This window comes from Bombella saccharophila (assembly GCF_026385475.1).
Classification (GTDB): domain Bacteria; phylum Pseudomonadota; class Alphaproteobacteria; order Acetobacterales; family Acetobacteraceae; genus Bombella; species Bombella saccharophila.
Genome location: NZ_JANIDW010000003.1, coordinates 213,088 through 227,991, shown reverse-complemented (window position 1 = coordinate 227,991; position 14,904 = coordinate 213,088). Strand labels below are relative to the sequence as shown.

The 14,904-nt window shown below is 52.3% G+C and carries 12 protein-coding genes; 5 read left to right on the top strand and 7 right to left on the bottom strand.

Going from position 1 to position 14,904, the window contains the following annotated elements; all coding sequences use genetic code 11:
- Positions 1 to 132: 132 nt before the first annotated feature.
- From NQF64_RS07165 to NQF64_RS07145, 5 genes are all read left to right on the top strand, one after another.
- Positions 133 to 657: a hypothetical protein gene (locus NQF64_RS07165; RefSeq protein WP_266106934.1), complete on the top strand. Its 525-nt coding sequence runs from the start codon at positions 133 to 135 to the stop codon at positions 655 to 657.
- 99 nt (positions 658 to 756) lie between these two features.
- Positions 757 to 4,452 (top strand): Hint domain-containing protein, encoded by a 3,696-nt coding sequence (locus NQF64_RS07160; RefSeq protein WP_266106933.1) that lies wholly within the window; start codon positions 757 to 759, stop codon positions 4,450 to 4,452.
- 99 nt (positions 4,453 to 4,551) lie between these two features.
- Positions 4,552 to 5,529, top strand: coding sequence for an AEC family transporter (locus tag NQF64_RS07155; RefSeq protein ID WP_155573655.1), 978 nt, complete (start codon positions 4,552 to 4,554; stop codon positions 5,527 to 5,529).
- Complete coding sequence (locus NQF64_RS07150; RefSeq protein WP_155573656.1) at positions 5,526 to 6,014, top strand: low molecular weight protein-tyrosine-phosphatase; 489 nt, start codon at positions 5,526 to 5,528, stop codon at positions 6,012 to 6,014. Before NQF64_RS07155 ends, NQF64_RS07150 begins: the two co-directional genes overlap by 4 nt.
- 13 nt (positions 6,015 to 6,027) lie before the next feature.
- Positions 6,028 to 6,963: a 2-hydroxyacid dehydrogenase gene (locus tag NQF64_RS07145; RefSeq protein ID WP_266106932.1), complete on the top strand. Its 936-nt coding sequence runs from the start codon at positions 6,028 to 6,030 to the stop codon at positions 6,961 to 6,963.
- 89 nt (positions 6,964 to 7,052) lie between these two features.
- Here the strand turns inward: NQF64_RS07145 and NQF64_RS07140 are convergent, their stop codons facing one another.
- From NQF64_RS07140 to NQF64_RS07110, 7 genes are all read right to left on the bottom strand, one after another.
- A complete protein-coding gene (locus tag NQF64_RS07140) occupies positions 7,053 to 7,529 on the bottom strand; it encodes a TM2 domain-containing protein (RefSeq protein WP_266106931.1) in 477 nt (158 codons plus the stop codon).
- 120 nt (positions 7,530 to 7,649) lie between these two features.
- Entirely contained in the window at positions 7,650 to 8,408 is a 759-nt protein-coding gene (locus NQF64_RS07135; RefSeq protein ID WP_099026858.1) for an NAD kinase, read from the bottom strand.
- A gap of 8 nt (positions 8,409 to 8,416) precedes the next feature.
- The gene (locus tag NQF64_RS07130) at positions 8,417 to 8,803 is read right to left on the bottom strand and encodes a hypothetical protein (RefSeq protein ID WP_155579561.1); all 387 of its coding nucleotides are present in this window, start codon (positions 8,801 to 8,803) and stop codon (positions 8,417 to 8,419) included.
- A gap of 10 nt (positions 8,804 to 8,813) precedes the next feature.
- Positions 8,814 to 10,412, bottom strand: a complete 1,599-nt coding sequence (gene purH / locus NQF64_RS07125; protein WP_266106930.1) for a bifunctional phosphoribosylaminoimidazolecarboxamide formyltransferase/IMP cyclohydrolase — start codon at positions 10,410 to 10,412, stop codon at positions 8,814 to 8,816.
- A 77-nt stretch (positions 10,413 to 10,489) separates the two neighbouring features.
- The gene (locus NQF64_RS07120) at positions 10,490 to 12,001 is read right to left on the bottom strand and encodes an efflux transporter outer membrane subunit (protein WP_266106929.1); all 1,512 of its coding nucleotides are present in this window, start codon (positions 11,999 to 12,001) and stop codon (positions 10,490 to 10,492) included.
- On the bottom strand, positions 11,998 to 13,119 hold the full coding sequence (locus NQF64_RS07115; RefSeq protein WP_266106928.1) for an efflux RND transporter periplasmic adaptor subunit: 1,122 nt from the start codon (positions 13,117 to 13,119) through the stop codon (positions 11,998 to 12,000). Before NQF64_RS07115 ends, NQF64_RS07120 begins: the two co-directional genes overlap by 4 nt.
- The gene (locus NQF64_RS07110; protein WP_266106927.1) at positions 13,116 to 14,735 is read right to left on the bottom strand and encodes an MFS transporter; all 1,620 of its coding nucleotides are present in this window, start codon (positions 14,733 to 14,735) and stop codon (positions 13,116 to 13,118) included. Before NQF64_RS07110 ends, NQF64_RS07115 begins: the two co-directional genes overlap by 4 nt.
- Positions 14,736 to 14,904 lie beyond the last annotated feature (169 nt).

Sequence of the window (14,904 nt, the reverse complement as noted above, 5' to 3'; positions counted from 1 at the left end):
GGGCCTGGCGATGAAAATCGAAGTGGTATGAATCCTGGGGTCGAGGGTTCGAATCCCCCCGCGGACACCAACTCTCTCGCGCGCAAAACGCCATAGAGGCAAAAGCAACATCTTTCTCTAGGACATAACGGGATGACCCAGCCTATCATCGAAAGCCTAGACGCTTTCCGTCAATGGTTCCTCTCCCCCGCCGGCCCCGGATTACGTCGCATCCCATTGCATCAACCCACATGCCATAAAGATGGGATCACAACCATCACCTTATACCGGCGCAATGGTTACCAGGCAGAGCTTTGCCTTATCCCCACGGGACGGCATTTCCTACTAACCCTCCCAGAGACCGATGACATGATCGTCATGTTTTTAGGTGGGTCATTAACCTTTGACGTTGTCACCTCCCCTAACTCTAATGACCACGCCATTCCATCCCCTGATGATTACTTAAAGGGCATGTATCCTGATGGACCACCGGGTGACGATTTAGAGACTCCACACCCTCTTATGCTACAAGACAACATGCTCTCCACTATGACCATACAAGGAGGGACGAAAATAGAATTCCACGCCCCTAACAAAGATGGGCTTCTTCTATTCTTTAGCATAAATAAACCGCAGCATTTTTATAGATGCACAACTAACATCACTACTATTTTTTAGCCAAGTAGATACATTTTTGTAGAGTTTTGTTAATTGGTGATTTACCATGCACGGGCGTGATTCCACTCTGCCGTATTCGCTGGAAGGACACTCCCCTGCATGGCTTACAGTTTCGACTCTCGATATGATGACCTACCCCCTATTGGCGTTAACCAAGCACCCGCTGGATGGACGCAGGTTCTCAGCGGCGGTAGCGATACGCGTGGGGTGAATTCCAATGTCTCAAACTATTATGTTAGCGGCAGCTCTAGCGGGGCTAATGGGGCGGTAACCAACTCTCTTGTTGCCGCTATTAACAACACATTGACTAACGGTATTGCCGTAGATGGCGGCTCCCTCGCTATTGCGGGCCTCAGAGGCGTTATGTACGGGGCAACGGCTCTCTCCAACGCCTCTATCGAAGCTATTGGCGGTGGTGTCATTAGCGGTGGGGTTGTGGGCTCTTCTGGGGCCATCTTTGCCGGTGCCGTAACATCCTCAGTGAATAATCAATATGACGTCGGTAGTGTTAAAGGCTTTGGGACCGTCATTAATCCTATTGTTGGATCAGGAGGGTATGCGCTCGTTGGGGGCGGGGGTACAAACTTCATTGTAAAGGGGTTTTCCGCCAACGGAAGTGGCGGCGTCATGCTGGGGGGAACATTCAATCCCGGCAGTCTCTACGCGGTTGGAAATGGCGGGGTTGCAAGTGGGGGCACTGTTGGTGGCCATCAATCCATTTTCTCCAACGGGACATCCATTAATCAACTCTTTGTTGGGTCAAGCGCGGTACAATCTATCCTTAGTAATGGCCTAGCATCTCAGTCCACCGTACTAAGTGGGGCAACAGGCTTAAACTCAGGCGGTACAACCAGCAAGATGGTTGCTGTTAATGGTGGTACCCTCATGGTAAATGGCGGCACCTACCTGACATGGCTTAATTCCGGGTACGTTACTTCAACCTTTAATTATGGCAATGGGACATCATTTGATGACATCGTCTCTTCCGGCGGGACAGAGATTGTCGGTATGGATGGCTCAGCCAATCGCTCTACAATTCTCTCAGGCGGCATCAGCACCGTCTTAAGTGGTGGCTCTGCTCTTGCCCCGCTTGTCTCTGGCGGAACAGAATTAGTCAGTAATGCTGGTTTTATAAGCGGTGGGTCTGTCCTCCAACAAGGCAATATCACCCTCTCTTCTGGGGCGCTTGGCTCCAATCTTTCTGCCTTTACAAGTGGTAATATCGTCATTTCTTCTGGCGGGATGGCCACAACAATTGGGGCAGCCAGTAATGGTACCATCCAAATCGCCACTGGAGGAACAGGCTCTGCCGTTAGGATTAATAATCAAGGTACCGTTTTGCTCAATAGCGGGGGGACCGCAGGTAACCTCGTCATCAATAGTGGCGGTACTGGGACAATCGATCCTGGCGCTATCATCTATAGTGGGGCGACCCTCAATGATGGCAACCAAACCCTTGCACCTGTCTCTGGCGTAACGGCAGATTATCTTGTTGCCAGTGCGGGGACGGTTATCGCTAACCCCGGGGCGACTATATCCGCTATTTACGCCGCAGGCTCCAACGGAACAGGCTTACTTACACAAAGTGGCGTCTCCCTTGGGGCGGCTATCGCCGGATACGACCCCAATAATAGCACCGCCTTTGGTGGGACTGTCATGGTCAATGGAGGGGCAGTAACCTCTATAGCCGGGGCGCAACGAAATGGTCAGCTCATTTTAGGCTCTGGCGGGACAGCCAGCAATTTTTCCCCCATCAGTAACGGCACGGTTACCCTCCAAACAGGGGCTTATGTTGCAGATGGCGCCACAGCCCAACTAACGGGCGGCCTCATCTCGCTTGATTCAGGCGTCCATGTAACAAATATTACAGCCAGCGCCCTTGGCCTTAATAGTGCTGTAGTCTCTGTTAACACTGGTGGGACAGTTGATGCCATCACCCTTGGCTCCCGCGGAACAGGGAACATCCTCTCTGGGGCTGTTGTCAGTGCACTAGGTGTTAATCGTGGGGGGTCTGTACTTCTCTCCAGCGGGGCTACTGTCCCCAATATTATGCTCAACGGAGCTACGGTGGAGATCCCTGTCGGCGGGGCGGGGGTACAAACTCTTTCTGCTGTCAGTGGGGCGACCAGCATCATTGATTCTGGTGCTAACATTAATAGCGTGTTTTTATCTGCCGGTAACGCAACTGTTCAATCTGGTGCATTTATCAGCCGTCTTACCATCATGAGCGGCGCCTCTGGCGTGCTGATGCCCGGGGCCTCGGTTCAACATATTGATGTCAATAGCGGCGGTTGGGTAAGTGGCGCCCGTATCTCTAACAATAACGAACTTGCCGTCGGCTCCAACGGGACAGCATTAGATACAGTTGTCACTTTCGATTCCGGCAATGGGCCTTATGCACAAAACCCCTATACGATGGTCAGCTCTGGTGGTTATGTCTCCGGGGCCACCATTCTTGGTGCCGATGGGTCTGCCGACCCTAATCAACTCGGTGGCTTGCTCACTATAGAATCCGGTGCAACGCTCATTAACACCTCTATGGGGTATAATGCCCGTATTCGCATCGCGGGGTTAAAATACTCTGATAACTGGCACACCAGCGTTGTAGGCAACACTGTCTTTGTTACAGAGGGGGGAACCAATGGGTCTGGTGCCACAACATGGCAACTCAGCCTCAAAGGCAATTACAATGCTGGCGGATTTGTCCTTAATGACGATGGGCAAGGCAATACCGTTCTTATTTATGAAAAATGTTTCCTCGCCGGGAGTATGATCCGTACCCCTACGGGCAACAAAGCTGTAGAACGGCTACGTAAAGGCGAACTGATTTGCATCTATCAAAATGGGCATGAAGAAACCCGCACAATCACAGCTGTTATTCAGCGTCGTGCGCGTGTTAACACATCACAACCGGAAGATTTAGCCGGTTGGTCTGTTATTGTAGCAAAAGACGCCTTCGGCCCTGGCCTTCCTGAGCAAGACCTCTCTGTAACACCGGAGCATTGCTTCTATTTTGAAGGTCACTTCGTCCCAGCTCGCATGCTCATCAATGGGACCTCCATCCGCTATGACCATAGTCAAGTAGAGTATGATTATTATCACATTAAAACGGACCCTCATTCCATTATTTGGGCAAATAATGTGCTGACAGAAAGCTGGCTTGATACTGACCTGCAAGACCACTATGAGGCAAATGATACGAACATCCTACATTTGGTCGAACAAGAGCAACTCAATTGGAATGAGAATGCCGCGGCTCCGCTGGGTGTTACTCAAGAGTTCGTCAAGCCCTTGCATGACAAGTTTGCTGCTCGCGCGGCAAAGCTAGGCCTCACAAGCCCTGCGCATACGCATAAAGCCGACGCAACCACATTAGACCCTACACCCTATATCCGTTTGAAAAATGGTGCCACACTCTACCCACATCGGCATGAAGCAGGACGTTACCTCTTTACTCTCCCTGCTTATACGCAGCAGGTTACGATTGGCTCGCGCACTTTCCGTCCCTCCGAAGCTGTAGGGCCACATTTGGATGACCGACGGCAGCTCGGCATCCTCATCGGGCAAGTATCACTTTGGAATGGCGGGCGCGAGACGATCATTACACGCCACCTGACCGATAGAGGGCTAGAGGGATGGGATATCATTGAAGCAGGGCCGCATCGTTGGACTAAAGGCGAAGCGGATTTACCCCTACATGATAGCCCCCCTGTCAGCGCGACCCAGCAAATCTTAACAATTGAGGTGCAGGCTGGTGGCCCTTATTCGCTTTCTCCTGAGGGGGAGGCTCTGTAACCCATTAACAATAGGGGGGGAGCAAACACGCTCCCTTCCCTTATTCTGCAAAAAATCATAGGGTTATCTCTCCACCCCAAGGCAGGATTGATGGCCGCTATGACAACAGCCCTTTTCCTGACAATTATAAATGCCATCCTGCCCATATTAATTACATTAGGGCTGGGTTATGTGGCGGCTTGGCGGCGGGATTTTGACTCCCAACAGGCAAGCATCTTAATCCGCCTCGTGATGCTTTATGCCCTGCCGCTGGCTCTGTTTACCTCCATCCTCAGCACACCACGCGCACATATTCTCTCCGCTGGGCCTTTAGCGGGACTCATTCTTGTGGCGATGCTTGGTATCTATGTTGTTCTTTTCTGCCTTCTCCGTTGGGTGATGAAGCGCAGACAGAGCGAAGCAGCCCTCATCGCCATGACAATCACCGGCCCTTCTGTCCCCTTTATTGGGATTCCCGTTTTAGGGCAGCTCTTTGGCCCTAGCAGTGCCGTGCCAATCTCCGTTGGCTCATTGGTGATGAATCTCTGCCAAATCCCCCTGACCCTCATTTTGATGAATCATGACCAGCAACGCCAACAATGTCAGCATGAAGGGCCTTATAGCTGGCATACCACCATGCGCGAACTGGGCGGGCATCTCCTCCATTCCTGCAAAGAGCCTGTTGTCTGGGCCCCAATGCTGGCCTTCTTGCTCGTATTGCTTGGTATAGGCCTTCCCGTTTCACTCACACATGCCTTCCAACTACTCGGCCATGCCACGGGGGGAACGGCCCTCTTTGCCTCCGGCGTAGTGTTATGCGCCCGGCAAGTCCGCCTTAGCCTCTCTGTAGGATTAATGGTTTTAGGGCGTAATTTTCTCATCCCTCTTGGGGTATGCGCTTTAGCCTTTGCTGGGCATCTCCCTACTCTCACCATGCAAGAAGGCGTTCTTGCTATGGCGATGCCGAGTGCGGCTATCAATGTCATTCTCGCCATGCGTTATCACATAATGGAGCGCGAAATTGCCTCGGTCCTTTTTTTCGGCACGGTAAGTGCCATATTCAGCTTAGCCTTTTTTATTTGGATGACCCATTCATGAGCTGCCTCTCCTCTGCGCCTTCCTTCTTATTTGTTTGCACCGGCAATATTTGCCGCTCTCCCTTGGCAGAACTCGCTATGCGGCGCGAAATTGAACAACGCGGCCTCATGGCAGATATCGACTCCGCAGGGACGGGGAATTGGCATGAAGGCGACCGACCAGACCCACGCGCCCGCGCTACAGCGCGCCGCCATGGGTTGAATGCCGACCCCCTCCGCGCCCGCCAAGTCCGTAAAGAAGATTTTGAACGATTCGACCACATCATTGCTTTAGACCGCTCCCATCTAGCCGCCTTGCAAAAGATGCAGCCTGCCCAAAGCAAAGCGAAACTCAGCCTTTTATTAGAGCATATCCCTCATGAAACACGGCGCGATGTAGCCGACCCCTATTATGGCCCTGAAGCCGGTTTTGAGACCACATGGCACGATGTGGAAGCTGGCTGTAAAGCTCTTGCAGCACGTTATTTAGAGTCTTCCTCTCTCTGAAAGGTCCTTCATCATGTCCCCAAAACAACCCCTCCTGCTTTTAGAACCCCTCCCCGCCCCTACGATGGAAGCCCTCACAAAGGACTTCACGCTTCTACAATTCAGCACGTTAGACGCTCTTAAAGAGGTTGCACCTACCATTCGGGCAGTTGCTACAGGCGGCTCCTACGGCGTTGCCCCAGAGATCATGGCCGCCTTACCTAATCTCGAAATCATCGCTGTTAATGGTGTGGGGTTAGACCGCATCGACCTGACAGAGGCCAAAAAGCGCGCTATCCGCGTCACTGTCACAACCGACATCTCCACCGATGATGTAGCCGATATGGCCATGCTACTTCTACTCGCGCTCAAGCGTAATCTAAGAGCCAATGAGACGTTTTTACGCAAAGGCACATGGGCTGATGGGACATTGCCACCCCTCGCCCATTCCCTAAAAGGGCGGAAATTAGGGATTGCCGGGTTTGGCCGTATTGGCCAAGCAGTAGCGCAACGCGCGCAGGCCAGTGCTATGGAGGTCGCCTATTTTAGTAGCCATCACCATGCCAATAGTCCACTAGCTTTTGAGTCAGATTTAAAAGCTCTTGCCCATTGGGCAGATGTTTTGGTGCTAACCCTCCCCGCAACAGCCCAAACAAAAGGGTTGATTAATGCGGAGATTCTTGAAGCCCTCGGCAAGGACGGCGTCCTCATCAATACAGCTCGCGGTAGCGTGGTGGATGAGGACGCCCTGCTCACTGCCCTCCAAAACAAAACCATTGCCGGGGCGGGGCTGGATGTCTTTCAGAATGAGCCAAAGATTAATCCGGCCTTTTTCGCGCTGGAGAATGTCGTCCTTCAACCCCATCAAGGTTCCGCAACGATAGAGACACGCTTAGCAATGGGGCAAAATATCATTGATAATTTGCACGCCTATTTCAGCGGTAAACCCCTCCTGACCCCTGCATATTAAACAGGTCTCATCGTAAAGTCCTTACAGCAAAGCCCGGCAGGGGAAGGCCTGCCGGGCTTTCTATTTTCATCTCTCCACAGCCGATAGGGTTAAAACCACTCCCGGCGATTTTGCACATATGTTCGATAAAAACCCTCATCAGACCTTGTGAGGTAAATAATCCCTTCAACAAAGGCAATAATCCCAATAATAATACTTGGAATCCCTAGCAAGATAATCCCAAAAATAGTCACCAAAAGCATAATAATGCCTGCTCGTTTATAACCTAAATAGAACTTATGGACACCAAGCCCACCCACAAAGAGAGCAAGAAGCCCGGCAACCATTTTAGACTTACCGCCAATCCCCTCGAAAATATCATTTGTTGATGTCTGGCCTGTTCCTGGTACGACAAAAATAGAGAGTGCCTCATCATTCTCTACTTCAAAATCCACAGCGACTCCGTTTTTTAAAAAAACATTGTCAGAGCCAAAGCTGCTTCCCTTAAACGTATAACGCTTGCCATCATCACCGCTAATCAGCCCTTCACCAATGCGAATATCATAATTTAGAATTGTTCCACGCATTTTATCTCTCCAACGGAATCATTACCTAAACAGAACATATTGAATAGCTATAACGGGTCCTCCCATCAAAAACTATCCATTAAATAAAATGTCACAGCATTATTTTTAATTATGTACAATTTATTCAGCAAATTGTTCAGCAATAATCCGTTCCGATAGGCTATGGTCAGGGTCGAACAGTAGAGTAACTTTCTTCTCTTGGTCTAACCGGACGATAACCTCCTCCACATCGCGTATTTCCTCCGGCCCGGCAACGGCAGAGGCGGGGCGTTTTTTGGTATCTGCCAAAGTAAAGCGTACAGTTACATCCGCTGGCAATAACGCCCCCCGCCAATGGCGCGGCTGAAAAGGCGATATTGGTGTAAGGGATAAAAGCTCCGCCCCTAAAGGAATAATCGGCCCATGAGCAGAACGATTATAAGCAGTTGATCCCGCTGGAGTAGCCAGAATAACGCCATCACAAGTTAAGCGCGGCATCCGCACGCGGCCATCAACCTCTATACCGATATGAACCGTCTGGCGTGTCTCGCGGTAAAGGAACACATCATTAAAGCCGACACCCTCATGCATCTCACCCGCTGTGGTGCGCGCCCACATATGCAGCGGGGCGATCTCCGTATGCTGAGCATAAGCTAGACGTTGAGGGAGCTGATCCTCCTCTGGATGGTTCATCAAAAAACCAACCGTCCCGTAATTCATACCAAAGACAGGGATATTACGCCCAATAATTTGCAATAATGTCTCCAGCATGAAGCCATCGCCGCCTAAGCAGACGAGAACTTCAGCTTGCTCTAACGGGACATTGCCATAACGCTCCGTAAAGCGCGTGAGGGCTTCCTGCGCGGCGTCCGTCCCCGCTGCGACAAAGGCAATATTCATAGAGGCACTCAGGGGGATTCACCACTCTTATGCTCAATGACATCATAAGCAGGGGAGCCGGGATAAGCCCCTTTGCGGACATCCAACGCGGATGGGCAAATAAGCTGCTCTTTATCATAAAGGGCCAGCATCCAAATCTTATGCCCATCAAGGCTGAGCAGACCATGCAACTTCACCTCTTTATCCAACCGTACAAAAGGCAAAAGAGATTCCGGCATGACGACTGTACGCCCATCGGTAAAAAGCACGCCATCGCCCGTAATGCGGCTTACTGTCCCTGTAAAAACAGGCAAGGGCCGCACATCATACTGACATTCCGCAGCATGGGCGAAAGCCGGCATCATGCCGAGTAAGCCCATCATGATGACAAAAAATGCAGAAAAACGAGCGATCATCACATGCTCCTTAGTGCCTAAAATGCCGCATACCCGTAAAGACCATCGCAATCCCTGCTTTATCAGCAGCATCAATCACCTCTTGGTCACGGATGGAACCACCAGGTTGAATCACCGCCGTAGCCCCGGCTGCTACCACGCTCTCTAGCCCATCAGCAAAGGGGAAGAAGGCATCAGAAGCAGCAACAGAGCCTTTTGTCAAAGCATCAGTCTCCCCCGCAGCCTGTGCGGCATCCTCACTTTTACGCGCTGCAATACGCGCACTATCCACACGGGACATCTGCCCCGCACCAATGCCAACCGTAGCCTGATCCTTCACATAAATCACGGCATTAGACTTCACATGTTTGGCAACGCGGAAAGCAAAAAGGAGGTCCGCCATCTCCTCCTTGCTTGGCTGACGCTTGGTGACGACCTTCAGCATATCCTCCGTGACATGGCCATTATCCCGGCTCTGAGCTAAGAACCCACCCGAAACCGAGCGGAAGGACAGCCCCGGTGCTTGTGCCTCTGGCACGCCACCTGTCAGCAAGAGACGAAGATTCTTCTTCTTCGCAAGAATAGCCTTTGCCCCTTCCTCTGCATCTGGGGCGACAATCACCTCGGTAAAGATGGCACTAATCTGCTCCGCTGTTGCTTCATCTAGCGTCCGGTTCAACGCGACAATCCCCCCAAAGGCAGAGACTGGGTCACAGCGTAAGGCGGCCTTCCATGCCTCCACAACACTCCCAGCGGACGCAACACCGCAAGGGTTTGCATGCTTCACAATCACCACTGTAGGGGCTTCAAACTCTGCTACAGCCTCAAAAGCGGCATCAGTATCATTCAGGTTATTATAGCTTAGAGCCTTCCCCTGAATCTGCCGTGCTGTAGCAAGACCCGGCCGCGTACTACCATCCCGATAAAACGCTGCTGCTTGATGAGGATTCTCACCGTAACGCAAAAGCGTATCACGCTGGCCAGAGAGGGTAAGAACAGGCGGTAAGCTCACGCCATTTATTTTGCTTGCCTCATCATCCTGCTGGGTGAACCATGCAGCAATCATCCCATCATATGCTGCTGTATGGGTATAAGCCGCAGCAGCCCATGCCCGGCGTTCTGCTAGGGTTGTCCCCCCTTGCGCTAGGGCGTTCAAAAACGCTTCATATTGGGTTGGGCTTGTTAAAATCGCTACAGAGGCAAAATTCTTCGCCGCCGCGCGCACCATAGCCGGGCCGCCAATATCAATATTCTCGACACATTGTTCTTCATCCGCGCCGGAAGCGACAGTCGCTGCAAATGGGTAAAGATTGACACAAACCAAATCAATCGGGGCAATCCCATGTTCCTGCATTTGCGCTTGATGCTCTGCCTTATCCCGGCGGCCAAGAATACCACCATGAATCCACGGTACGAGCGTCTTAACACGGCCATCCAAAATCTCGGGGAAGCCTGTATGGTCGGAGACCTCCTTCACCGGCAGGCCAGCATCGCGCAATGTGCGAGCGGACCCTCCTGTCGAGAGGATTTCCACCCCCTTTGCGATGAGGGCATGAGCGAGTACAACCAACCCAGTCTTATCGGAGACAGAAAGAAGGGCACGACGAGGGGAGAAGCGTGTATCAGTCATGGTTTTGGCATATCGCCCCCCTCCCTCCTGTGCAAGATAGATTCAGAACCATCCGCGCTAAAAAGCCTCTTTAAGGGTTATTCTTGATGTTCAATCTGGCTCTCATGCGCATGATTACCTATCATGCGCTGCTCTGTTGTCGCCATCATCGTTTGCCATCCACCACCCAAAGCACGATAGAGGCCCACAGCGGCTAACGCTGTTTGCATATGGAGTTCTGCCTCCACCACTTGGCTGGAAAGCAACATGGATTCCGCGCGGTCCACCTCTAAGAAAGGCACCGCACCATCCCGATATTGCAGCCGTGCTGCCTCATAGGCTTTACGATTCTGACGAACAAGCTCCATGATATGCTGATACCGTAGCTGGAGTTGCGCCATACGGGTAATTGCATCATCAACATCCCGCCATGCCTCTAAGACTGTTTGCCGGTAAGCAAGGGCTATCTCCTGCTGCTCCGCCTTACGCAAAGCCAAGGTGCCGCGTAAACGTCCCCCCTCAAAAATCGGTACATTGACAGTAGGGCCAAGGGTAAAATATTTCGCCCCCGGCATGAAGAAATCCCCCGCAGAGAGGCTTTGTGTTCCTAAATTACCCGCTAGATTAATATCAGGGTAAAAGGCCGCTTTTGCCGCCCCCACCTCTGCCGTAGCGGCATGGAGCCGTGCATCAGCCATCATAATATCCGGCCTCCGTTGGGCGAGGCTGGATGGCACCCCAACCCCGACCGAAACAGGGAGGTCCAGCTGCGGACGTATAGGCAGTAACTCCCCCTCCAACGCACGAGGCGGCAAAGCAAGCATCACGCCAATCGTGTTAATCAATGCCGCTTGCATCTCCCGTAAAGGGGGTAAAGCACTATCGGTTTGCTCCACCTGCCCACGCGCCTGCGCGACCTCCAAGTCATTCGCGGCTCCTTCTGTCTGCCGTGCTAACACAAGGGCAAGGTCGTGCCGCACAAGGGCTTGATGTTGCTCTGTAAGGTGAATCTGTGCCTGCACAGCACGAAGGCGCAAATAAGCCTCCACGAGGTCGGCCAGCCGTCCCAACGCCACCCCACGCGCATAGGCTTGCTGCTCCACCACGCGGGCTTTACCTGCCTCTACAAGGCGGCGAATACGGCCAAATAAATCCATATCCCACGAGGCTGAACCAACATTGGCATATTGCTGATATTGCAAATTCGCCCCCGGTGCAGGCTGAGCGAGGGTGAGAAAGCCGTGGGTGCTCTGCTGCGTCCATGTATAAGAGCCTGCCCAATTTAGGCTCGGCACCCCTTCCGAGGCGACTACTTTAAGCTCCCCACGAGCTTGAAGCACCCGCGTGGCCGCTTGCCGAATATCCAAATTATCGCGCGAAAGCCGCTCGACCAATTTATTTAAAACAGGGTCGTGCCATTGCTGCCACCATGTCGTATCCACATCCCCTGCATGAATAAAACCGCGCGTCCGTGCCTCATGCACATCAGCCGCTTTCTCCCAGCCACTAGGTTGGTCCGTCTCTTTTGGGGTTTTATAATCCGCCCCCGTGCGGATACACCCACCCAGCCCTAATAGGCCTATTAAAAGCCAAAAACTACGCTGCCTCATTTATCCGTCACCCCACGGTCAAGCCGCTTTTGAGCCTGCACAATATTGGCTAAATGCGTCTCCACCGTTGTCTCGACCGAAAGCCCCATCCGCAATAGCCGTGCATGAGGCTGACCGGGAAGAAGGGTAATTTTCACCGGCAGACGTTGGACAATCTTTGTAAAATTACCCGTAGCATTTTCTGGTGCCAAAGGCGCAAAAGCCGCTCCAGAGGCAGGCGGGACACTATCCACGACGCCCTCAAGGTCAATATCATAAGCATCAACATGGATGCGGGCCTTCTGGCCGGGGCGCATATGCTGGAGGGCTAACTCCCGATAATTTGCCTCAATCCAAAGTTGGTCCATCGGCACAAGGGCCATCAACGCCGCCCCATTAGGAACGTAATTTCCCACCTGAACGGTGCGTTCCCCAACCATGCCATCAAAAGGCGCACGAATGGTGGTGTAAGAAAGGTTCAACTCTGCCTGATGCACCCGTGCATGATCCACCTCCACTTGGCGGCGTGCTGAATCCTGCACAGCCTCCAACACACGTAGCTGCGCTTGGGCTGCGGCATATTGCGCTTGCGCGGCTTGGAGGGACGCTGCCAGCTCATCCAAACTTGCCCGTGTGCGCTCGCCCTCCTCGCGGCTCCCCGCACCATTACGCGCCAAATGGGCATAACGGGTTGCATTCTGCCGGGCGAAAATCAACTGCGCGGTTAATTGCGCCACATGCGCTTGAGCCTCGGCAATCAAAGCGGGTTGACGCGCTACAGTAGCAGCAGCATCCAACACCACCGCACGGTCATGCGCCTCGGTCGCGCGGGCTTGGTCTAATGTAGTTTGATAATCACGTGGGTCGAGCTGGACCAGCACATCCCCTGCATGAACACTCTGGTTATCATCCACTGCCACAGCCACAACCTGCCCCGGTACACGCGGGGCGATAACGCTATAATGTGCCGTCACATACGCATCATTCGTCCATACGCGTGCAGCAGGGATGAACACAATCGCCAGAATCACACCCACAAAAAGAGCCAGAATCCCCCCCGCTAACCAGACCGGCCAGCGTTGCCCCAAAAAACGCCCTTGCTGCTTATGGCCATGATGTTCTGCTGCTTGTTGTGTCATTCTTCTTCCACCCCTTCCCCACGCTGGGCCTCTGGCTGCTCTGGCGATGTCACAACTCGTGGTGCAAATACAACCCATGGTGGATAAGTTCGCACAGGCACAATGAGGATAAAAACCATCAACACCACTAACAATGCTGCCAAAACGCAGAATAAATCCGATAACGTCAGCACAGTGGCTTGATGATGAAATTGCTGTTTAAGATACGCCATACTCCCGCGATAACGCGGTGTTCCATCTGGTAAAAAAGGCGTAGGGCTTTGCAATAAAGGGCTACTACCTTGCACAAGCGCGTACCGATATTGGCCCAAGCGGTCTGCCAAGCGGCCCTCATGCAGGCCACCGCGCCACCGCGTCACTAAATCCACCAACCATGTGCCCCCCACCATCATGAAGGCACGCGGCATATTCACCAACGCAACGGCAAAAGGTGATTCTTCTGCCACAACGGCATTGGTGGACATCATCAACAGGGAGGCCAACACCATCACCCCGCCTATGCCTTGCAAAAACTGCCAGAGATAAAACTCCGGCCGTTGCCATACGGAGGTAACGAGGGAATCCCCACAACAGGCGATGAACATGCAAACCATGCCGCTAAAGCCGATGATGCGACAATCCACCTCCCGCCTATTGAGCAAATACCCCACAAAAGGCGCGACCAATATCTCCACCGCTGCGACTTCTAAGGTGATGAGATAGCTTTGCTCCGGCCGATAGCCCACTATCTTTGTCAGAAACTGCAAAGGCACAGCCGAGGCAGAGAGTGAGACCACCACAAAGAGGCTAATCCCCCCTACCCCGTAGAAATAATTATTCCGACTGAGAAGTTGAAAGCGGAAAAAAGGCAAAGGATGCCGCCATTCATTCCACACCAAAAGGGGGATGGCTGCGACACCAATCACACTCAAGACGCAAATAAGGGATGAATTGAACCAGTCCAGCCAATCACCAAGGGACAGCACCGTTGTTAGGCACCAAGCGGCTATAACAAAAAATAGCAAGCCATAACCATTAAACCGCTTTAAGCGATGATGTTGTGGCTCCGTAACAGGCATACCATACCAAATACATGCCCCCGCTAACGCGCCTAACGGGATAGCTTGCAAGAAGATAAACCGCCAACTGAAAAAATCCGTCCATATCCCAGCCAAAGCCGTACCGAGATAAGGAAAACAGGTGGAGACAAGCGTATAAGCCACCAGCCCATAAGCCCGCAGATGAAAAGGCAGAATCCGCAAGATGGAGAACATCAGCAAAGGGATGGCAAATCCACCAGCCAAACCCTGCACGCTGCGCAAACTATAAACGGCTATGGGCATCGTGCAAAAAGCCATCGGCACAATGCTGCTTAGAGCAAGGGCCAGCACAAACAAAGCCCAACGGCGCAAGCTAAACGTAATAGCCATCCATGGGGAGAGCCCTGCCCCAATCACCTGTGCGGAGGTATAGAGGCTAACAAACCACCGGGACGGGTCCCGGCTAAGGCCCATCCCCCCCATAATATCACCAAGACCTTGGAGGGAGACTTGCTCATTTAACGTTGTCATCACCGCTACCAGCAAAACGCCAGCGAGACCGATGATAGATGTCATATGGGCACGAATAGCCTGCAACCAATCCTCCTGACCAAGAGGTCAAACCTCTATCAGAGATTGGCATATCACTTAATAAAGAGCCTAATGTTTTTGAAATTATCCGACCAGTCTGTTACTTAAAAACAACAAACTTTTCCCATAAAAAACGGGACCACACAGCCATAAGCCGCATGGTCCCGCTTTGCCT